21 protein-coding genes and 4 pseudogenes are annotated in these 18790 nt (G+C 65.5%); 15 read left to right on the top strand and 10 right to left on the bottom strand.

The window, feature by feature from the left end:
• Nucleotides 1-23: 23 nt before the first annotated feature.
• Nucleotides 24-326, bottom strand: coding sequence for a hypothetical protein (locus SALPAC2_RS27180; protein ID WP_026184343.1), 303 nt, complete (start codon nt 324-326; stop codon nt 24-26).
• Between the two features lie 355 nt (nt 327-681).
• Here SALPAC2_RS27180 and SALPAC2_RS27440 point away from each other — a divergent pair, with 355 nt between their 5' ends.
• Nucleotides 682-987 (top strand): tyrosine-type recombinase/integrase, encoded by a 306-nt coding sequence (locus SALPAC2_RS27440; RefSeq protein ID WP_317889008.1) that lies wholly within the window; start codon nt 682-684, stop codon nt 985-987.
• 232 nt (nt 988-1219) lie between these two features.
• Here the strand turns inward: SALPAC2_RS27440 and SALPAC2_RS24320 are convergent, their stop codons facing one another.
• From SALPAC2_RS24320 to SALPAC2_RS0102675, 4 genes are all read right to left on the bottom strand, one after another.
• Nucleotides 1220-1600, bottom strand: a complete 381-nt coding sequence (locus tag SALPAC2_RS24320) for a hypothetical protein (protein WP_223874211.1) — start codon at nt 1598-1600, stop codon at nt 1220-1222.
• A 65-nt stretch (nt 1601-1665) separates the two neighbouring features.
• Nucleotides 1666-1908, bottom strand: a complete 243-nt coding sequence (locus SALPAC2_RS27170) for a hypothetical protein (protein WP_162561282.1) — start codon at nt 1906-1908, stop codon at nt 1666-1668.
• Between the two features lie 29 nt (nt 1909-1937).
• Nucleotides 1938-2570: a hypothetical protein gene (locus SALPAC2_RS27165; RefSeq protein ID WP_223874885.1), complete on the bottom strand. Its 633-nt coding sequence runs from the start codon at nt 2568-2570 to the stop codon at nt 1938-1940.
• A gap of 30 nt (nt 2571-2600) precedes the next feature.
• Nucleotides 2601-2831 carry a GntR family transcriptional regulator gene (locus tag SALPAC2_RS0102675; protein ID WP_018215087.1) on the bottom strand — a complete coding sequence of 77 codons (231 nt, stop codon included), beginning with the start codon at nt 2829-2831 and terminating at the stop codon, nt 2601-2603.
• Nucleotides 2832-3032: 201 nt separating this feature from the next.
• On the opposite strand from SALPAC2_RS0102675, the gene SALPAC2_RS0102670 reads away from it, so the two are divergent.
• A complete protein-coding gene (locus SALPAC2_RS0102670) occupies nt 3033-3287 on the top strand; it encodes a hypothetical protein (protein WP_018215086.1) in 255 nt (84 codons plus the stop codon).
• A 1526-nt stretch (nt 3288-4813) separates the two neighbouring features.
• A pseudogene (locus SALPAC2_RS24315) lies at nt 4814-5962 on the top strand (site-specific integrase); the annotation flags it as partial.
• 576 nt (nt 5963-6538) lie between these two features.
• On the opposite strand, the gene SALPAC2_RS28155 reads toward SALPAC2_RS24315, so the two are convergent.
• On the bottom strand, nt 6539-6667 hold the full coding sequence (locus tag SALPAC2_RS28155; protein WP_018215083.1) for a peptidylprolyl isomerase: 129 nt from the start codon (nt 6665-6667) through the stop codon (nt 6539-6541).
• A 61-nt stretch (nt 6668-6728) separates the two neighbouring features.
• Between SALPAC2_RS28155 and SALPAC2_RS0102655 the strand changes: the two genes are divergently transcribed.
• The gene (locus SALPAC2_RS0102655) at nt 6729-6926 is read left to right on the top strand and encodes a hypothetical protein (RefSeq protein ID WP_018215082.1); all 198 of its coding nucleotides are present in this window, start codon (nt 6729-6731) and stop codon (nt 6924-6926) included.
• Between the two features lie 183 nt (nt 6927-7109).
• Here SALPAC2_RS0102655 and SALPAC2_RS27730 read toward each other — a convergent pair whose 3' ends face one another.
• Together SALPAC2_RS27730 and SALPAC2_RS28435 are read right to left on the bottom strand one after the other, a co-directional pair.
• Nucleotides 7110-7424 carry a transposase gene (locus SALPAC2_RS27730; protein WP_080679942.1) on the bottom strand — a complete coding sequence of 105 codons (315 nt, stop codon included), beginning with the start codon at nt 7422-7424 and terminating at the stop codon, nt 7110-7112.
• Nucleotides 7425-7686: 262 nt separating this feature from the next.
• A pseudogene (locus SALPAC2_RS28435) lies at nt 7687-7848 on the bottom strand (transposase); the annotation flags it as partial.
• Between the two features lie 384 nt (nt 7849-8232).
• On the opposite strand from SALPAC2_RS28435, the gene SALPAC2_RS0102640 reads away from it, so the two are divergent.
• The 5 genes and pseudogenes from SALPAC2_RS0102640 to SALPAC2_RS28425 all read left to right on the top strand — a co-directional run bounded on the left by SALPAC2_RS0102640 (nt 8233) and on the right by SALPAC2_RS28425 (nt 11491).
• Nucleotides 8233-8820 (top strand): ArsR/SmtB family transcription factor, encoded by a 588-nt coding sequence (locus tag SALPAC2_RS0102640; RefSeq protein ID WP_018215079.1) that lies wholly within the window; start codon nt 8233-8235, stop codon nt 8818-8820.
• On the top strand, nt 8817-10118 hold the full coding sequence (locus SALPAC2_RS0102635; RefSeq protein WP_018215078.1) for an MFS transporter: 1302 nt from the start codon (nt 8817-8819) through the stop codon (nt 10116-10118). Before SALPAC2_RS0102640 ends, SALPAC2_RS0102635 begins: the two co-directional genes overlap by 4 nt.
• A gap of 125 nt (nt 10119-10243) precedes the next feature.
• Nucleotides 10244-10717: pseudogene (locus SALPAC2_RS0102630) on the top strand (transposase); the annotation flags it as partial.
• 10 nt (nt 10718-10727) lie between these two features.
• Nucleotides 10728-11204: pseudogene (locus SALPAC2_RS28430) on the top strand (tyrosine-type recombinase/integrase); the annotation flags it as partial.
• An 89-nt stretch (nt 11205-11293) separates the two neighbouring features.
• Nucleotides 11294-11491 (top strand): hypothetical protein, encoded by a 198-nt coding sequence (locus tag SALPAC2_RS28425; RefSeq protein ID WP_018215076.1) that lies wholly within the window; start codon nt 11294-11296, stop codon nt 11489-11491.
• A gap of 325 nt (nt 11492-11816) precedes the next feature.
• Here SALPAC2_RS28425 and SALPAC2_RS28420 read toward each other — a convergent pair whose 3' ends face one another.
• On the bottom strand, nt 11817-11924 hold the full coding sequence (locus SALPAC2_RS28420; protein WP_397540892.1) for a hypothetical protein: 108 nt from the start codon (nt 11922-11924) through the stop codon (nt 11817-11819).
• Nucleotides 11925-13517: 1593 nt separating this feature from the next.
• On the bottom strand, nt 13518-14657 hold the full coding sequence (locus tag SALPAC2_RS24305; protein WP_033662148.1) for a tetratricopeptide repeat protein: 1140 nt from the start codon (nt 14655-14657) through the stop codon (nt 13518-13520).
• Nucleotides 14658-14978: 321 nt separating this feature from the next.
• Here SALPAC2_RS24305 and SALPAC2_RS0102615 point away from each other — a divergent pair, with 321 nt between their 5' ends.
• The 6 genes from SALPAC2_RS0102615 to SALPAC2_RS0102585 all read left to right on the top strand — a co-directional run bounded on the left by SALPAC2_RS0102615 (nt 14979) and on the right by SALPAC2_RS0102585 (nt 18787).
• Complete coding sequence (locus SALPAC2_RS0102615; RefSeq protein ID WP_018215073.1) at nt 14979-15299, top strand: hypothetical protein; 321 nt, start codon at nt 14979-14981, stop codon at nt 15297-15299.
• Between the two features lie 562 nt (nt 15300-15861).
• A complete protein-coding gene (locus SALPAC2_RS0102605; protein WP_050563071.1) occupies nt 15862-16803 on the top strand; it encodes a hypothetical protein in 942 nt (313 codons plus the stop codon).
• 80 nt (nt 16804-16883) lie between these two features.
• Nucleotides 16884-17750, top strand: a complete 867-nt coding sequence (locus tag SALPAC2_RS0102600) for an FtsK/SpoIIIE domain-containing protein (RefSeq protein ID WP_018215070.1) — start codon at nt 16884-16886, stop codon at nt 17748-17750.
• Complete coding sequence (locus tag SALPAC2_RS0102595; protein WP_018215069.1) at nt 17747-17956, top strand: hypothetical protein; 210 nt, start codon at nt 17747-17749, stop codon at nt 17954-17956. The genes SALPAC2_RS0102600 and SALPAC2_RS0102595 overlap by 4 nt, the downstream gene beginning before the upstream one ends.
• Before the next feature lie 88 nt (nt 17957-18044).
• Entirely contained in the window at nt 18045-18488 is a 444-nt protein-coding gene (locus SALPAC2_RS0102590) for a DUF6197 family protein (RefSeq protein ID WP_018215068.1), read from the top strand.
• Nucleotides 18488-18787 (top strand): ECF-type sigma factor, encoded by a 300-nt coding sequence (locus SALPAC2_RS0102585; protein ID WP_018215067.1) that lies wholly within the window; start codon nt 18488-18490, stop codon nt 18785-18787. Before SALPAC2_RS0102590 ends, SALPAC2_RS0102585 begins: the two co-directional genes overlap by 1 nt.
• The last annotated feature ends 3 nt before the right edge of the window (nt 18788-18790 follow it).

Below are 18790 nucleotides of genomic sequence, written 5' to 3'. Positions count from 1 at the left end.
GCTGCCGATGAGCAGGCCGGCACCTACCAGCGCCTCGAGTACGTCCTCGGCGCGGTGGAGGGCAGGCGCATCCGGGTGGCCAGCAGGGTCGCGTCGGGACCGCGTCCCCGAGCCATCGACACCACCCGCAGCGCGGCCGCGGGCAGGGTGTCCAGGGCGGCGCAGATCCCTCGCAGGCGTTCACCCAGCCCCATGTCACCGCAGGCGAGTTGCTCCAGCCGACGTGATTCCTCGCCGAGCTGATCGACTGCGTAGCCGAGGCTCCAGCCGGGCGGACCGCGATCCGTACCGCCGCCGCCCAGAGCGCGAGCGGCAGGTGGTCGCACAGCTCGCCCAGTCTGACCGCCGAGTCGTACTCGGCGGCCACCCGTTCCGGTCCGACGACCGCCCCGACCACCGCGAGCGACTGGTCCAGCGGGAGTACGTCGAGGGCGAGGCGTTTCACCCCGTCCAGGCCGGCCAGTCGGTTGCGGCGTCCGGCTGTCCGCCGATGTCGAATTCCGGATGGGCCGCACTCGCCCCTACCGCGCACGGGTGCGATGGACCGACCCGACCAGCAAGCAGAGGCGATCCAAGTCCACGTCGGTCGTCACCCGAAAAGGCGCAGGCATGGATCGACGGAGTGGTCAATGCAGCACAGGGTGGCGTTGAACCGCTCGCCTCGACCAAACGCCTGACCGAATACGGCACCAGCGTCAAATAAGCACCGCCGTACTACGCGATGCGACTCACTGGGATGCCGCAGTTACCAAGCTCGGCCACGAACACCTGCGCCGCCACGGCCTACGACACACCGGGCTGACCTGGATGGCCGACGCCGGCGTACCGGTGCACGTCCTACGGAAGATCGCCGGACACGGATCGCTGACCACAACCCAGCGGTACCGACACCCGGACCGACAATCGATCACGGACGCTGGAACGGCGTTGAGCGCCCATCTGAAGGCCCGGCGGTCCCCAAATGGTCCCCAGCTACGCGCGGTCTAGACCGCAGCCCCTCACTGCGCCAACACAGCAAAAAGGCCGTTGACCAGGGCGTACGCTCCGGCCAGCGGCCTTTCATCATGCTGTCGGGACGGCCGGATTCGAACCGACGACCCCTTGACCCCCAGGGAACCAACACAACCGCCCGACCTGCTCCCCCAAGACAGATAAGCTGCGAGAAAGGACCTCGGGCATCCACGGTTGTCCGCCGACGTCGATCCCAGTCGTCACTCAGTTAGTCACTCGGTCCCACCGGGACCTCATAGTCCCCACGCAGGCCGAAGACCTCGTCGAACTGGGGATCGTGGATGACCAGACCGTAGCGCTCCGCTAGATCCAGGACGACGTCGACCGCTGCCTCGCCCCGTGGTGAGTAGCTGATGGTCAGGCTCACGTGATCGATGCCGACAGCTAGGGGTGCTGACATCCAAGGCGACTCCGGGTCATATGGCGGATGGTCCGGGAAGCGTGCACGCAGTTCCTCATAGAAAGAGACGATCCGCTGGTCGAGCTCACCGTCTCGGTGTTCCGTGCCGGTGCAGTGATCGGCCATCTGCCGCACATCATGTGCCGTTGCGGAAGGCTCGACCGCCAGGACCACAAGATAAAAACTCACCGCTACATGCTCCCTGACCAGAAGCGGCTCCGTCGACCTCTACCCCACCATTAAGGCATAGTCACTCAGCTAGTCACCCAGCCATCAAAGGGCACATCCATCAATCCGATGTGCCCTTTGAACTGCGTCGGGACGGCCGGATTCGAACCGACGACCCCTTGACCCCCAGAGATCGGCAACAGGGTTGCGTTGGGTTTGCGCCGCTGGTGACTGGCTCCATGAGGCTCGCCGTAGTTCTGTTCGGGTTCGTAGGTTGCTGTACATCGCTGCTGTACCCGCTCGGCCTTGCCGCTCATCGCTTCACCCATGCCGACACCCAGCGGAGGCCCTAGGCCGACTATCCACCTGGAGGAACAACCCGTTCGGGTCCAACCGCGGAACCTTCGGGTCCGACGACCAACTTGAGCCTGGGAAGTAATGGAAGATCTGCATGCGGCATCTTCGATGGTTCGGACTCGAGCTCGATCGACAAGCCATAAAATGTAGCGCTTTGGCGAATCTCGCGGTTGAGCCAGGCCAAGATTCGTTGATGCTCAGGCCGAATCGGGTTATTGGGCCTGATCCGACCTCCAGTTCCCGCTACAATCCACACGATAGCATCGGCTGAAGATTCAGATGCGTAGGTTACTACCTTCGCAAGATGCTCGTGATCACTAGGGCCAAACTGAAGCTCCATCAGAACAGTTCGACCTTGACTATCTTCAAGTACTAGGTCTGCACGAAAGGATCCAAGCCGCACTTCGCGGCGTAGAGTCTGGGCTTCCAGCCGCATTCCCAACACATGCCCTATATCGTCCAGATGCTGAATTACCCACGGCGTCAGGTTCCCAACCTCATTAGGCCAGTAGTTTCTGGCATTCCACTCGACGTTTGCTACTGGAATATCGGCAAAGTTGAGCGGCTTACCTGGCTTTACGTTCGCCATAACAGCAATGATGACATGATCAATCATCATTGGATGAGCTGCCACGCCGGAGCTTGAACCTGTAATACGACCCGCTTAGGGCTCCTTGACGAAGGTTCCCTTACCGGGCACCACGTATACCAGGCCCTCATCGACCAACACCCGAACGGTGTGCAGGATGGTGCCGCGCGCAAGGCCGTACTCCTGCTGAAGCCGAGCCACACTCGGGATCGGCCGGTTGGGCGGCAGGTCCCCGCGCTCGATCCGCTCACGCAGGATCGCCGCCAACTGCTGGTAGACCGGCACCGGACCCTCAGGGTCGATCATGCTCCGACACTATGCCGAGGGAAACCACCCTGGTCAGGCTTGGTAGACCATGGACCACCATGTACCGGTTGGGGTGCGGTGCTGCTATCCGCTGTGCTGGACGTGGAGGACCCGAACCCGCCCTGGTACGGCGACAACCCTGCTCGGCTGGCACCTCCGACCCAGCCGGACAGGGAATCAACGCCAAGGAGACGCGGCACCATGCCCCACCATCAGCCCCCGGCCCCAGGCCACGAAGTGTGGATCACCCGTAACGCCTCGGTGCAATTCGCGCGCCAACCGAGCTTCGTGTTCCGGGTGATCTCGGTGTGCCCGCAACCCACCTACCCGGGCTGGGTGTGGCTGACCGGCTACCAGCTCGACGGCCAGGGCCACGCTGTCGCCCGCCGAGAGATCTACGTCCGACTCGCCGGCCTACGCCGGGCTTCCCGCTCTGACGCGCGGCTGAGGTCGTAGTCGGCCGCGTGTCACGAGCCCGGTGCCCCGCGGCCGCCGCCACAGTGGCGCAGTTGACCTCAACCGCACCCAACGACGGGCCCGGCCCCTGGAGGGTTTACCTGGTGCACGACGGTCACCCCCTCCCTCCCAGATGCCAGGGTTTGACCCAACCCGGACCGCAGTCCCACCCAACGCAGGGAGTCGTCCGCCCGCGCACGACGGCCACCGCCCCCCTGCCAGGTTTCTTGCGAGTGCTTCGCTGGCGCGTCATGTCCAGAGCTGTACCGCGGCGGTGCCCGCCCCGTCGTCGTAGCGCGGTGTTCCGGTCGGTTGCCCGGGCTAGCCGCCCACGGTCGGTTGCCGAGCTGCTCGTGTGCGACTGGACGGTTGTGGCGGCCGCTTGGTGGTACGCCGCGTGCGCCGGGACGTGACCGGCCGCACGCGCGGCCCGGCGCTGACGCGGCGGCGGGCCGAAGGCCCGCCCTTGACCAAGTAAAGAAACTCTGAACACACACGCTTCAGTTGCGTTGTCCGACTCCGGTTGATGCGTTACAGGTTGGCTTGACTTGATGGGTGACGCTCCGCCGAGTGCTGGTGGAGATGGGTGTGACCGAACAGCGGTATCGGGTTGTGTTGGAGGTTCGGGCCAGGGCTTGCGGTGATGAGGGGGCAGCCATAGGTCGTCATCCCTTGAGGAGGGCTCGCTATGCTGCACCCAGCCTTCCCAACTTCACAAGGGTGCCTGACTTCAATCTTCTCGGTCGAAGTGAACGAAAACTACATAGTGGATCTTTAGAAGTGCAGTTCAGGAAGCCTGCTCCCCGCACACGCGGGGGTGATCCAGGCGAGTTCGACCTGGCGGTACTCGCGCATTTCTGCTCCCCGCATACGCGGGGGTGATTCCGAGCCCGACGCCTTCGCGCAACAACCGCCTCAGAGTCGCGTTACGGATTGAAGGGGTGTTCACGATTCTTAGATCTTGCCGATTTCGCTCTTAAGCCAGTTCAGTGATTTGAGTAGCAGGTCTTGTTCGAACTGTTATGGCTGGTCGCTATCTGGTTGGTACGCCGCCATGGCGGCGTGAATGCGGTCGTACCAACCTTCCAGGGCAGGCCAAGAGTTGCTCTGGGCTCGCCCTGTTTCGATGGCGTGCTGGAATATGACTTTAAGCTCCTGCGCCATCAGCTCGGGCTTTGGTCTTTGTGGGTTAACCCAGTCGTCGGCGAGTACTGGCCGGAGGCGTAGGGCACGACGGTTCCAGTGCATCAGAATTTCAAGGTCGACGGTGAATCCGTCCGGCAGATTCGTGGGCCATAGTTCGCGTACTGCCGCGCGTTGTCCGGACCATGGAGTTGAGCCAACCTTGGGTAGAATTTCGGGGAAAAGGTATCCTGCTATGGGGGCGAAGAATCCGTGCAGCCACATTTGTGGGTAGAGCGGACGCCAGTAGAGGTCAGTGATACAGGCGTCGGCTACCGTCGGATCTTGCCCGAGTGGGTAGACGAGTACATCGCCACGCAGGTCGAGCGGCAGGAGGCCGCCTGATGGCCGGCAAGCGTGCCAACGGTGAAGGCTCGATCTTCCCGTACCGCAACGGATTCGCCGCCTACGTCTGGGTCACCAAGCCGGACGGCAAACGCACCCGCAAGTACGCCTACGGCAAGACCCGCGATGAGGTACACGATAAGTGGGTCCGGCTACACCAGCACGCCAAGGCCGGACCGATCGCCACGAACGTCCCCACGTTGGCGAGCTACATGACGTACTGGCTAGCCGAGATCGTGGAACCGAACCTCGCCCCGCTGACCTACGCCACCTACGAAACGTTGTCCCGCCTCTACATCGTTCCTGGCCTCGGCACCAAGCGCCTCGATGCCCGGTTGTCCGTCCGGGACGTGCAAACCTGGCTGAACAAGGTCGCGAAGACCTGCCAGTGCTGCACCCAGGGAAAAGATGAACGGCGGCCACCAAAGAACCAGAAGTGCTGCGGGGTGGGTCGGTGTTGCCAAGACCTTCCCTCGGCCCGGACAGTCAAGGGAATCCGTGCTGTTCTCCGTTCGGCGCTCGCTCAGGCTGTCGTCGAGGAGTTGCTCGCCAAGAACATGGCAGCCCTGGTGAAGCTGCCACCGATCCGCAACCGCAAGGGCAAGTCGTGGAACAGTGAGCAGGCCCGCGCGTTCCTCGAATCATCCCGCGACGGGAACGACTACCTCTACGCCGCCTACGTCCTGGTCCTCGTGCTCGGACTCCGCAAGGGCGAAGTCCTCGGACTCGCCTGGGAGCACATCGAGTGGGACGGCTGGAACAAGCCTTGCCCTCCACATGGCGAGGCGTACTGCGAGCACTACCGCGACAACCACGACATCGGCCTCACCGTGGACAAGCAGCTCCAGCGGGTACGCGGGAAACTGCTGCACCGCGCTACCAAGACTGAGGAGTCCGACGCTCCCCTACCGCTGCCGGCGATCTGCGTTACCGCGCTACGACACCGCCACCAGCAACAGGAGGCCGCCCAGGAGAAAGCCGGCGAGGCATGGCATGACACGGGCATGATCTTCACGACCCGCTTCGGACTGCCCGTCGAGCCACGAAACTTCAACCGCTCCTACGACAGCCGCATCGCGCGCGCCGACCTTCCAAAGATCACCGTCCACGACGCACGGCGTACGTGCGGCTCGCTCCTGGTCGACTTGGGCGCGCCCCGTCGGGGTAAGACAATCTTCACGTCTCCCGCCAATCAGGACGGCTGCCTCTCGGACAAGCGGTCATGGCGCTGCTTGGCCGCCTGTGCGCTGTTGAGGCCCATGCCCTTGGCGATGGCCTGCCAGGTCAGCCCCCGCCCCCGCGCGGCATTGAACAGGCCCAGCTCAAGCTGGTCCACGTCGGCCCTGACGTGCGAGATCAGCGCCAGCGCCGCGATAACGTCCTCGTCGGCGATGTCCGGCTCGCCGAGCTCAAGGGCGATCGTCCCGAGCGCCAGGCCGGCCACCAAGCGCACCGCCTCGTGGGGCTCGATAGCGGCCGGATGAGCGGATCGCCGCCGCTGCTCGTCCGTGGCAGCGTGACGTTCCGCGATCCGGCTCAATGCCGCCCACTGCTGCTGCGCGGACTCGGCGCCGGGTGCCGTGCTCGTCTCTGTCATGCGCCCACCTCACCATATCAACGAAGTGTTGTCAACACAATGATGAAGCGGGGTGCGGGTTCTACTCGACCGTGGCCGACTCGATGACGATCTGCTCGTGCGGCACGTCCTGGGCGCCGGTCGGCACCTAAGCGATCCGGTCGACGACGTCGAAGCCTTCGGTCACCTTGCCGAAGACCACGTAGCCCCACCCGTCCTGGCCCGGGTAGTCGAGGAACGCGTTGTCCACAGTGTTGATGAAGAACTGCCCAGCCAACTGGGGGCGTCAGAACCTCGTCCGTCGCGTCCCGCGCTCGTCACGCGCGTACCGTCGGAGGGTGGACGTGCTGCTGCACGGCGGGCCAGGCGACGGGCAGGTAGTGCCCGGCGGCGGTAGAACCGTCGTGTGGCGGGCGTGCCTGTACGAGATCACGCCGGAGTACGGCCACCGGCACGGCCGCGACCTGCGGGTCTACCGGCACCGTCCCGACTGCTGCGAGCCGTACGGCCGAGGCGCCGAAGACCGCTGCGAGTGACTCGCCCTAGGTGACTGGTGTTAAACGGCGGTTGACCGGGTCCCGGTCGACCGCCGTTGCCGCGTGGGTGGTGCCGGCTCGGTGCGCTGGTTCGGGGGCTTCGGGCGCTGAGACCGGTGCCGGCGCGGCGGTGCGGGCCCTTCAGTGCGTTTGCCGGGTGGAGCTGGCTGGGGCTTGTGGTCCTCAGGCGGGGTTGAGGGTCCAGCCGTGGATGGTGTGGGTGAGGTCGAGGGTGGCGAGTCGGGCGAGGTTGACCGCGGCGGCGAGGAGGGTGAAGTCGGCGGCGATGCGGTGCCGGCCGCGCATGCGGGCGCGTCGTCCGCCATGGCGTCGGCGCATGAGGTGGGCGATTTTGCGTTCGACTTTCGGTCGGGTGGCGCGGTAGTCGGCCTGCCAGGCGGGATGCTGTTGGCGGGTGCGGGCGGCGGTGAGGCGGGCTTCGTGGTGGCCGATGGTGATGCTGCGGCCGGTTTTGGAGTCGGTGCACTGCCCGCGCAGGGGGGCAGGTGGCGCAGGCGGTGCCGAAGTCGGCTTTGCCGGCGTGGCGGGCGTGGCCTTTGACTGGCCGGATCGCGACGGTCAGGCCGTTGGGGCAGGTCACGCTGGCGTCGTGGAGGTTGATGTCGAAGCGGTCCTTGGTGAACTTCCCGGTCGGGGCGACGGGTGGCTGGACCTTGGTCTTGATGTCGATGCCCGCTGTGTCGAGCGTGTGGGCGAACCCGACCCGGCCCGCGCCGTCCCAGCCGCCGACCCCGGCGGCGTAACGCCAGCGAGCGTCGAACGTGAACCGGTCCACCGCCTCCCGATCCGACAGCCCCTCCAGGCGCTGCAGCACCATCACCGTGGCCACCACCGAGGGCGGCACCGACCGGCGACCCACCGCCGCGAACAGGTCGATGAACAACCCGTCCGGGAACAGCATCTCCCGATGCTCGTGCAGAAACGTGAAGATCGAGTTGGCTGGTAACGCCTCGTCGCAGAACCGGCTCACCGGATCCAGCAGGTCCAGCTGCTGTGAAGCCACGCCCAACGCCACACCAGCAAACTACCCGAAATAGACAGGAAGCGATGAACGCCGCGGCAGCGGCAGCCATCGTTTAACACCAGTCACCTAGCGCCACCCGGGCTGGCGGCGACCAGGGCATCGGCGCGATTCATGCTGTGGACCGACGGCGGGGACAGCGCGAGCGCATGAGCCCTCAACCGAGGGCTGAGTCCACCATGGATCCGGTCGCGGCCCAGATCCCCCGAGAAATCTTTGCAGCGATCTCTTCGCAGAGTGTTCTTGTTGGTCTAGGCTGAAGGCATGGAATCCCCGTTGAAGCCCGGGCGCCGCCTCGACGTGCAGAGCCTGCGCGTCCTAGCTCACCCGCTACGCCTGCGGATCCTGGACATTCTGCGACTCGACGGCCCGTCCAACTCGACGCGCCTGGCCGAGCAGGTCGGTGAGAGCACCGGCACGGTGAGCTGGCACCTGCGGCAGCTCGCTCAACATGGCCTAATCGAGGAGGATCCTGGGCCGGGGAGCAAGCGCGAGCGCTGGTGGCGGGCGCCGACCCGGTCCGGGGTGTTCGACACCGGCGACCTGGCCGAGGACCCGGCCTCCCGCGAGGCGGTGGCCGACCACCTCGAAGAGATCCTGCGCTGGAGCTTCCACCGGGCCGCCCGGCACCTGCGCAGCGACCTGCCCGGCGAGTGGCGCGACGCCGGCAACTTGTCTGCGTGGACCGGGCTGCGCCTCACCGCAGCCCAGCTGGCCGCCCTCACCGACGAGCTGACCCAGGTGGTCGAGCGTTACCTGCCCGCCCCCGGCGACGAGGCGCCCCACGGCTCCCGGCCGGTTGTGGCGCAGTTCCAGGTCTTCCCCACCACCCCCGAGGAAGCACCGTCATGACCGCAGCCGTGTCGACCGCGCATCCCGGCAGCCTGCTGCGCCGCCACCGGGACTTCCGCCTCCTGTGGGTCAGCGAGGTGGCCGGCAAGCTCGGTGCCTCGGCCACCAGCGTGACCATGCCGCTCGCGGCGATCGCCATGCTGAGCGCCAACACCTTCCAGGTCAGCCTACTGATGGCCGCGACCTGGCTACCCTGGCTGATCATCGGCCTGCCGGCCGGCGCGTGGGTCGACCGGCTGCGCAAACGCCCGGTCATGCTCGCCGCCGCAGCAGTCTCGCTGCTGTTGTTTCTAACCATCCCCCTGGCCGCCTGGGTTGGCCTGTTCAGCTACTCGTGGTTACTGGGAGTCTCCCTGCTGGCCGGGGTGGGGGCCGTGTTCTTCCAGGTCGCCTACACCGCCTACCTGCCGTCCCTGGTCGACAAGGCCGACCTGGCCGAGGGCAACGCCAAGCTGCAGGGCAGCGCGTCGGCGGCGCAGATCGTCGGCCTGGGTGGCGGCGGCTTCCTGATCCAGGTCGCCGGCCCGGTCAACGGACTGCTCACCAATGCCGGCACGTTCGCGGTCAGCCTGGCCTGCCTGCTCGGCATCCGGCATCGCGAAGTCCTCCCGACGGCAAAGCAGCGTACCCATGGGGCTCTGGTCACGGAGATCCGCGAGGGCCTGCGGCTGGTCGCCCGGGACCACTGGTTCCGCTCGTTCACGCTGGCCGGCGCCGTGGCCAACCTGTTCCTGGTGGGCTACCAGTCGATCCTGGTCATCTTCCTGGTAAGGGTGGTCGGGGTCAGCGCTGGGACGGTCGGCGCCCTCGTCGCCGCGACCAGCGCCGGCGGGATCCTCGGCGCGTTCGCCGCTCGCCGAATAGCAACCTGGATGGGCGAAGCGCGGGCGATCCTGTTCTTCGCCATCGTGGTCACGTTGCCGATCCTGCTGATCCCACTCACCTTTCCCGGGCCCGGCGTGCTGCTCTACGCACTCGGCGGAATGTTCGCCTCAGCCGGCGTCGTAGCCAACAACATCATCAAAACCGGCTTCCTCCAACGGTACTGCCCGCGCCACCTCCTCGGGCGACTCACCGCCAGCGCCTCGTTCCTCAACTACGGAGCACTCCCGGTCGGCGCGCTGATCGGCGGCGCGCTCGGCGCCGCAATCGGCGCCCGCCCGGCCATGTGGATCCTGGTCAGCGGCGTACCGGTGGCCGGCCTCATCCTCCTGTCCTCCCCCATCCGCAACCGCCGCGACCTGCCCGAACATCCCACCGAGCCAGACGCGGACACTAACCTGAACAATTCACGGTGACCGTCGAGATGCGCCGTTCGTCGGCGTGTAGATGAGCGGAAGTGCCTGCCCCTGCAAGGAAACTTGTGATTGCGACATCTACGGATTCTGTTCGAGGGAGGCACTTCCGAGGTGCAGCTTACGGCGTGGTCGAGGGACCTGCGGGTGGTTCGGGTGTGGTGTCGCACGTGGGTGCGGCGTCGCTGCGGTTGCTGGCCGATCGGACCGGACTGACTGAGGCGCTGTCGGCGGGGCTGGCCCGGGCCGGCCGGTGGCCGATGCATGATCGGGGTCGGGTGCTGGTCGACTGCGCGATGATGATCGCCGACGGCGGCGAGGCGATCTGCGACATCGACGTGCTGCGTCACCAGCAGGAGGTGTTCGGGTCGGTGGCCTCGGACACCACGGCGTGGCGGGCCCTGGACGAGATCAGTCCAACACAGCCGCGGCGCATCGCGAAGGCCCACGCGGCAGCGCGGGCCCGGGTTTGGCAGATGTTCGGGGGTCCACCGGCGGCGCAGGCGGCAGGCCGGGACATCGGCGTGGGTCTAGTGGTCCTGGACGTGGACTCGACGATCGTGATCGAACACAGCGACAACAAGGAAGGCGCCGCGGCCACCTAGAGGCCAGATGTTCGCTCTGGCCGTACGTCACGGCGCGATCCCAACCAACCCAGTCCGCGACACCAGCCGAGTACGCAAGCCTCGCCGTAAGGTCGTCGCCCTCACCGACCAAAACCTCCAAACCGTCCGGGCAGCAATTCGCCAATGGCAGCAACCAGTACCCGGCAAACCCGGACCGCGGCACACCGGCGACCTAGCCGACATCGTCGACCTCATGCTCGCCACCGGGGCCCGCATCGGGGAGATACTCGCCCTACGCTGGGAAGACCTGAACCTGGCCGCCGAACGTCCCACACTGACGATCTGCGGCACACTGGTCTTCGTCAAAGGCAAAGGCTTCTTCCGACAGCCCTGGACCAAAAGCGACGCCGGCTACCGAATGATCACCCTGCCCCGATTCGCCATCGGCATGCTCCTAGCCCGCAAGGTCATCGCCGCTGACAACCCTCACAACGCGATCTTCGCCTCTCGACGCGGCACCTGGCTATCACCCAACAACGTTCGCCGGCAATGGCGCCAAGCCCGCGCAGACACCGACCTCGCCTGGGTCACCCCCACACCTTCCGCAAGACCGTGGCCACCCTCATCAAGGAAGAAGCAGACACCAAAAGCGCCACAGCACAGCTTGGGCACTCCAGCGAAGACGTCACCGACACGTACTACATCGCCAAACCCCTCCAAGCACCGGACGTCTCCGACGTCCTCGAGCGGCTCGGCGCTGACCACGGGCGGACGCCCCACACCGCACGACGCACGACGCACGACGCATGACGCACGACGATGAACATGGATGACAAACCTGGTTGCCGCCCCCAGTAATCGGGGGGTTTCCGGGGGACGGTTCACAATCTCATCGAAGAAAGTCGAAGCCCCGACCAGCATCTCCGCTGGTCGGGGCTTCATTTCTGTCGGGACGGCCGGATTCGAACCGACGACCCCTTGCCCCCCAGGCAACATGCAGTTCGCGTCGACCTGCCCGGATCCACAGCTCACGCTGGCGGGCACGTCCGTGGTTGTCCATCAAGGTCTGGTCATGGTCACCTCGGTCGTCACCCAGTTGGTCACTCAGTCAGCTCAACCTCATCGTCCATGCCCGTTAGCGACGTACAGCATCAGGGGCATACCGGATGGTGATGTACGAGCTCCCGCCGTCGTGACTGAAGAGGCCGTAGCGATCATCACTCGGATCCGAGTCGTGATAGATCAGGTTGTCCGGACACTCAAACGGGGTCGGAGTGCTGGTCGCACTCGGCCTGAACCTGGTCGCGCATCATTTCACAGCAAAAGGTCACGCCGAATTCTCTCGCATGGCTCACGCTCGGGAGCCAAACAATCCACAATGTTCCCTGAACCATCGAAGCTACTGCGGATGCCCGACTCGCAGCACTTGATGGCTGTCGAGTAACATCCAGAGTGGTGGCTCCATCCCACCTTCGGTGTTCCTGCACCTAGCCCGTTGAGTCGCGCGCGCTCTGCGGGATCCCGCAGGGCCTCACCGACAGAAGGGGCAAGATATGGAGCCGGAAGATCCGCAGTTGACCAGGCTGTTCGAGCTGGTCGTAGCTGCTGAGTTGGTAACTGCCTTGCAGTTGCTGACCAGCAGTGAAGAGCCCTTCCATTGGATCGGGCTCTTCCTGCTGATCGCTTGCCTGCCGAGCTGCAACTCGACAGGCAGGTAAGCCAAACCCTGGGAGGGCGTCACCGTTGGCGGCGTCCTCCCCTCACTTCCAACCTAAGTATAATGATACCCCTTCTTGGCCAGAGGCAATCTCAGGGTGCATTGGGTGAAATTCGCAGCCTTGCCAACCACCGCTGCACCCACCAAGCTCTCGGTTGGTCGATAGCGGCTCCGCCCGCCCTGACCAGCGGCAGCAGCCCGACTGGTGTTGCCATCCCGTCTGCCGTCGACCCGCACTCCTGTGGAGCTGGCCTCCGCCCGGCCCGCCACGTCAAGACGGCCTTGACGCACGGTCGGACGCTGGCGGGTCGGGTGGTGGTCTGCTCGGCTCGCCCGGGTCGTCGGCTGGCGGGATGGCCCGCGCCACCACCCACGAACCCGCAACCCGCCCACGTAGCCCCGGCCATCCCGGAGCCGGAGCGCCCCCGCCGGAGGCGCGGTAACCGCCACCAGGCCGCCACCGTGACCGCCGCACGGACCCGGCTTGCCCTGCCCTACGCCGCGTCGCTCCGGCGCGGCGGGGCCGGCTGCCGGCGACGAACCCCCACCACTTCCCCAGCCCTTCCCGTCTGCGGCGGCCCCGGGCTCCCCGCCCTCCGCGCCAGCCGCCGGGCATCAGGCGGGACGGCCGCAGAGCGACAGCGGCAGCGGCTGGCACGCGCCCAGGCGGCGGCGCGTGCGGCCCGTCAAGGGCCGCCTTGAAGACGTACAGAAACTTTGAACCACATCGCCGGCAGCCGAGCCGGCCTCCTTCCCGCCCGGACCACTACCTGCTCCCCTAAATGTGCGGGGGTGATCCCGGCGGGGACGGTCAGAAGTCGTCCAGGTTGCCGGCCGGCTTCTGGTGGTCCGCTTGATGCGAGAATGGCGGTATGGAAGCTGGCCCTGATGTGACTGCAGAGTGGTGGACCACATCCGATGTCGCTGCGTACCTCGGCGTCAAGATCGCGACGGTGTCGAACTACCGGAAGCGTGGTCAGATGCCGGAGCCTGATGCGACGATCGGGCGTACCCACATGTGGCGCCCAAGCAGGGTTGTTTCCTGGCATGAAGGCCGGCCTCGGCCTGGTGTCGGTGGTCGCCCGAGCAGGGCTGGTTCAGACGAGAACTCCGGTGGGGTCAGCTCGCGCTGAGGGCTCGAACCTCGTCAAGGTAGGCAACCGCCCCCGGCTCTTTCGGATACCGCTCCCGCACCAGCGTCGCCAGTTCTTTCGAGCACATCAGGAGGGATGGCAAGGACTTACGATCTCCCTCCAATGCCCGGTGACCGTAGGTCACCGCCTGATCGAGGTCACCGGCACGTGCTGCCACGACGCCGAGCGTGATGCGCGCTTCGGCGTTGCGCATTGGTTTGCGTTCGGTTCCGTCCGGGTCCGTAGATGAACGGATGACCTCCCGGGCGTACATCTCCGCAAGGCGGTCTTCACCAGCGATCCGGTAGCAGTCCATCGCGTAGAAGTCGAACTTTGATGGGTCCACGACGAAGTGATGGTCAGTGTCCTCTGGATATGGCAACGACTCAAGCAGTACACGTCCTTTGTCTAGTGCCGTTTCCACCTGCCGCCTGTCGCCAATTCGAGCCCATGCCTTGGCACGTTGCGCGGCCAGTTGGACGGCTGCGCCGCTATGGGCTGCCACCGCTTCGCCGGCTTCAGCAGATGCGATCACGCCCCGGTAGTCGCCCTGGGTTAGGGCGTACCACGCTCGCATTTCGTAGGCCCAGCCGGAGATGCCGGTGTTTCCGGCTTCGTTGCCTAGTGTCAAGGCAGCCTTGCGGGTCCCCTCAGCGATGCTTCGTAGTCCCATGTCGTATTCCACGCAACCAACGAGCAGAGCGATCCATCCGGCGAGAGTCAACACCTCTTGGTGCTGGGCAAGGGTTAGCCGACGATCAGTTAGTGCGGTGATCCGGCGTAGCCAGGACCGACCTTCGATTCGTAGCTGCTCGGATGACATATAGGGGTACTCGCAGCAGAGGCGATCAGCGGTGAGTCTTAGCGCTTCAAGCGTGGCGTGAGAAACCTCGGAGCTTCGCAGGCGGGTGAGAATCTCGACCGTCTCCATGCCGGTGCCAGCAATCAGTTCAGCCTCTCCACGAGGCGTTGAAGGCGGAAAGAACGCGGCTGTGACGGTGCCGAAGGTCTCTGCAATGAGCGACTTGTAGTACCCATCCGGCTCGGAGCTTCCCGACTCCCATCGCTTCCAGTTTCGAAGCAGGGTGCTGTCGGCCGGCAGATGGTCGGCCGCGTGCGCTCGCATGGCGCGCACAGTCTCGCCCTGGGACCACCCGCGTGCGGTGCGTTCAGCTCGGAGCCTGGTCGCCCAGGCTGGTCGGTCGAGGTCAGCAGCTACATCAGCCATGCAGCCAGTATCACCCTCATACCGGGGACATGGCGAGGGGACTTGGTCCTGTCACCACAGTGACACCTGTCGTTCTTCCAAAGTGGAAGCGATCGTTGTGGGTGCCAGCGAAGCACCACAGAAATCCTGGCAGAGGCCTGGCGTAGTACCAACTGAGTTGGTACTCTGAAGTTGGGCAGTCATCCAACAGGGGATGCGCCTAGACACAGGAGGTTCGTTGTGAAGTTGTACGTGGACACCGCGAGCAAGCAGGTTCAGGTGACGAGGGACCCGGAGCCGAAGAACGACCAGAACGGCAATCAGCGGTCGGAGAAGGGAACTGGCCGGCTCATGTGGTCGACCCAGGTCTTCGTTCTCGACGAGACTGGCGGCGAGATCATCACTGTCACCACGGCGGGTGAGAAGCCGAGTGTGACGGTGGGGGTGCTTGTCGCTGTCGAGCAGTTGGAGGCCATTCCGTGGGCGACCAACGGGCGTAACGGTGTTGCGTTCCGTGCCGTGTCGTTAAAGCCGAAGGCTGGTAGTTCGGCGAGCAAGTAGGTCCTGCTCATCTGCGCTGCGTGAGCTTCTGGTGTCTGACGCGCGTTGCGCGTGAAGCGGCCTACGGTCCGCTGTTCTGATCCCATCATGGTCCGGGAGTGTTTCTGGCTCCTACGTTCCCGGCCCTGGCAGCCTTATGGTTGCCGATCTGTTGCACGGGGCCGGTGTGGCCCTTCGTGTCATGCCGGCCTTGGTGCCGGTTCTTCCCCCTATTTCATCTGCGGCCCGTTGGTCGCTGTCATGAGGAGGAACATCATGTTTCGTTACATGGTCTCGTTTAGCTACCAAGCCCCCACCGGAATTGGTTTCGCTAGCACTGAGGTGACCTTTAGGCGGAAGCTCCGCTCGATGGAGGATGTGACTCGTGTCGGGAACGATATCCGTAGCGAGGGCTACGTCAATGCTATCGTACTCGGCTTTTCCCTGTTCGCCGACCCGCCTGCCCCTAGCGGCGGCAAGAACTGATCTACCTGGATAAAAAGCGTGGGGTCGGTACTGGCTCCTACACCTGCCGGCCCCACGCTCCGAACCCATCCGCCCCAATTGCTTGGGAGGACGTGTCATGTCCAAGTCTAGCCCCCGTCGCCGCTTCGGCGGGAAGTCCACCGGAACGGTGACGGTCATCGAGGCCCGGGTTCACCGGTCCTCGGCGCGTAACGCCAAGGTGGCGTTCGTCCTTACCGCGATCATTGTTGGTGGTCTTGCCGCTGTGGTGGCCACCTCCTACCTGCACCCGATCGTCGCGTTGCTCCTCGGTGGACTTATCGGGGTTCCCGCTGGCGCGTTTGTGTGGTTGCTGGTTCGGGTTTGGCCGGTCATCCGGCTGTTGTGGTGGTGGAGCACCGAGATCCTGCTGGCGGTCGTGCTGCTGACCGGCTGGGTGCAACTGGCTAACCACACCTCGACCCTGGTTACCCTCGTGGTGGTCGCTGTGGTCGTCGGCGTTCCCGCCGGCATCCCGAAGGTTCGCCGTCTGGTGATCGCTTGGTCCTGGTGCCTGATCGTGCGGCACCGACTGCGGGTGTGCTTCGCACAGTTCATCATCGCCAACCAGTCCGGCAGTCTGCCGCTGATCCTGTGGGCCACACCGACCCCGGTCGGTGAGCGGGTTTGGGTCTACCTACGTCCTGGTCTGTCGGCCAAGGATTTGGAAGGTCGCCTGGACAAAATCGCCGTGACCTGCCATGCCTCTACCGTGCACATCGAGCGCGCTTCGGAGGGCAACGCCGCCTACGTGCGCTTCGACATCAAGCGCCGCGAGGTGCTCAACGCCCGGGTGAACTCTCCACTGGTCGACGTGATCGACCCAAGTGCCCCGACGTCGGCGTCGCCGCTGACGGTCCCGACGGCCCTGGACCTGCCGGACGTCGAGGTGCCCACGGTCACCCTCCCGACCCAGGCCAAACCCACCGCCGGCAAGAAGCCGGCCCCAACCGCCAACGGCAGCAAGCCCGCGGCTTCCTCGTCGTCAGACGCCGACGACGACGTCTCCGACTGGATCTAACCCCCTCTGGGACGCGGGGAGCCATCGCGGCTCGTTCGTGTGGCTTCTCGCGCCCACCACTGGCCTCTTGGAGGGCACTCATGACCACCACGATTCCCACCACCACCACGACCGCTGCTGCGGTGCCGGTGGGTGCTGGCCTGTCGATGTTCGACCCGGTGTTCATCGGGATCGACGAGTTCGGCCAGCCCGTCTACCTCGACGTCGTCTACCACAACCTGCTCGCCGCCGGAGAGCCCGGCGGAGGCAAGTCCGGCCTGGTTAACAACATCTGCGGCCACGGCGTGCTGTGTGACAACACCCGCCTGGTGCTCTTCGACGCCAAACTCGTCGAACTCGGCCCCTGGCGTGACCTGGCTGACGCGTTCGTCGGCCCCGACATCGACTACGGCATCGACACCCTGCGCCGGCTGCTGGTCGTGGCCACCAACCGCTACACCTGGCTGCTGGCCAACCGACGCCGCAAGCTCGGTCCCGACGACGGTATGTCCGTCATCCTCACCGTCATCGACGAACTCGCCATGTACTCCACCGTGCTCGGCACCAAGGCCCAGCAGGAAGAGTTCTCCACCCTCCTACGCGGTCTGGTCTCTCTCGGCCGGGCCTGCGGCATGCCGGTGGTCGCCGCCACGCAACGGCCGTCGTGGGACATCATCCCGGCCAGCCTGCGGGACCTGTTCGGCTACCGGGCCGCGTTCCGCTGCACCTCCCTGAACAGCTCCAACATCATCCTCGGTCAAGGGTGGGCCGAGCAGGGCTACACCGCATCTGACATCGCCCCCACCAACCAGGGCGCGGCCTACCTCCTGGCCGAAGGCGGCATGCCCCGCCGGATCAAGGCCGCCTACCTCACCGACACCGACATCTACAACATCGCCGACTACGCCGCCTGGACCCGAACCCCCACCCGCACCACCGGGCTGCCCGAGATGGGGCTGGCGGCATGAGCACCCGGGAAGCCGCCCGCGCTCGGGCGAACAACCAACGCGCCGCCCAGTACACCGAAATCTGGGTCACCGGCAGGTCCGAAGACCTCGCCATGATGATCGACGTCGCTAGCCGCACGGGACGACTCGTCTACGTCTCCGCCCCACACCCGATGGGTGGTGGCGACCCCCGCCACCGCCGCTACCTACGGCTACGCACCTCGTAAACGGCCGGCAGGACCAGCACATCCGCCTGCCAGCAGAGCTGGTCCTGCCGACCTCCCACCACAGCCCTACCGAAAGGACGTGGCTGCCATGAAGGCTACCCACCAACCGCCCACCCACGCACCGGTCACCACCGCTGACCTGCTGCGAATGGCCGCCCTGTACCTACGCCAGCACGGCTGGACCCAGGGCACCTACTACGCCACCACCACACCCACGAACTACCCGACCCCGCCGGCCTGCGCCGCCGGGGCCATCGGCATCGCCTGCGCCGGACACACCGTCGAGCACTTCACCCAGCTCGACCCCGACACGCTCGCCGACTACCTCGCCACCCTCGCCGCGTTCGTCGACCACCTCGACACCGCCTACCCGATGTTCCTCATCGACGACGACGGCTTCGCCCTCGACGAGCACACCTCGCCCTACTCGTGGAACGACGACCCGGCGCGTACCGCCGAGCAGGTCATCACCGCCCTCGAAGCGGCTGCCGACGAGTCGGACCAGCTTCACCTCACCGGAGGTCAGAACTGATGTTCACCGTCAAGGCGTCCTTGACACCCGCGCCACGGCAGAAGCGGCGTGAGGTCATCGAAAACGACGAGTTCGCCGGCTTCACCCGCCGCATCATCCGCGCCCACGGCCGCCGAGTCTCCACCGGAGACGTCGAAGCCCTCCGCGACCTCGTCGCCCTCTCCGCAACCCTCGACAACGCCATCACCGAGGCTGTCGCCGGCCTGCGCGCCTTCGGCTACTCCTGGGCCGAAATCGGCCAGCGGCTTGGAATCTCCCGTCAGGCCGCCCAACAACGCTGGAGCGGTGACCGGCCATGACCG

It is taken from the genome of Salinispora vitiensis, assembly GCF_000378825.1.
GTDB lineage: Bacteria > Actinomycetota > Actinomycetes > Mycobacteriales > Micromonosporaceae > Micromonospora > Micromonospora vitiensis.
The sequence above is the reverse complement of the archived record's forward strand: the minus strand, read 5'-3'. Positions and strand labels throughout refer to the sequence as shown.

Coding starts and splice junctions, on each gene's coding strand:
- SALPAC2_RS0102585 (WP_018215067.1), top strand. CDS start 18,488: ATGTTCACCGTCAAGGCGTCCTTGACACCCGCGCCACGGCAGAAGCGG.
- SALPAC2_RS0102640 (WP_018215079.1), top strand. CDS start 8,233: ATGGAATCCCCGTTGAAGCCCGGGCGCCGCCTCGACGTGCAGAGCCTG.
- SALPAC2_RS24305 (WP_033662148.1), bottom strand. CDS start 14,657: ATGCGAGCGCACGCGGCCGACCATCTGCCGGCCGACAGCACCCTGCTT.
- SALPAC2_RS0102595 (WP_018215069.1), top strand. CDS start 17,747: ATGAGCACCCGGGAAGCCGCCCGCGCTCGGGCGAACAACCAACGCGCC.
- SALPAC2_RS0102635 (WP_018215078.1), top strand. CDS start 8,817: ATGACCGCAGCCGTGTCGACCGCGCATCCCGGCAGCCTGCTGCGCCGC.
- SALPAC2_RS0102605 (WP_050563071.1), top strand. CDS start 15,862: ATGTCCAAGTCTAGCCCCCGTCGCCGCTTCGGCGGGAAGTCCACCGGA.
- SALPAC2_RS0102590 (WP_018215068.1), top strand. CDS start 18,045: ATGAAGGCTACCCACCAACCGCCCACCCACGCACCGGTCACCACCGCT.
- SALPAC2_RS27170 (WP_162561282.1), bottom strand. CDS start 1,908: ATGGGTGAAGCGATGAGCGGCAAGGCCGAGCGGGTACAGCAGCGATGT.
- SALPAC2_RS0102675 (WP_018215087.1), bottom strand. CDS start 2,831: ATGATCGACCCTGAGGGTCCGGTGCCGGTCTACCAGCAGTTGGCGGCG.
- SALPAC2_RS0102600 (WP_018215070.1), top strand. CDS start 16,884: ATGACCACCACGATTCCCACCACCACCACGACCGCTGCTGCGGTGCCG.
- SALPAC2_RS0102670 (WP_018215086.1), top strand. CDS start 3,033: ATGCCCCACCATCAGCCCCCGGCCCCAGGCCACGAAGTGTGGATCACC.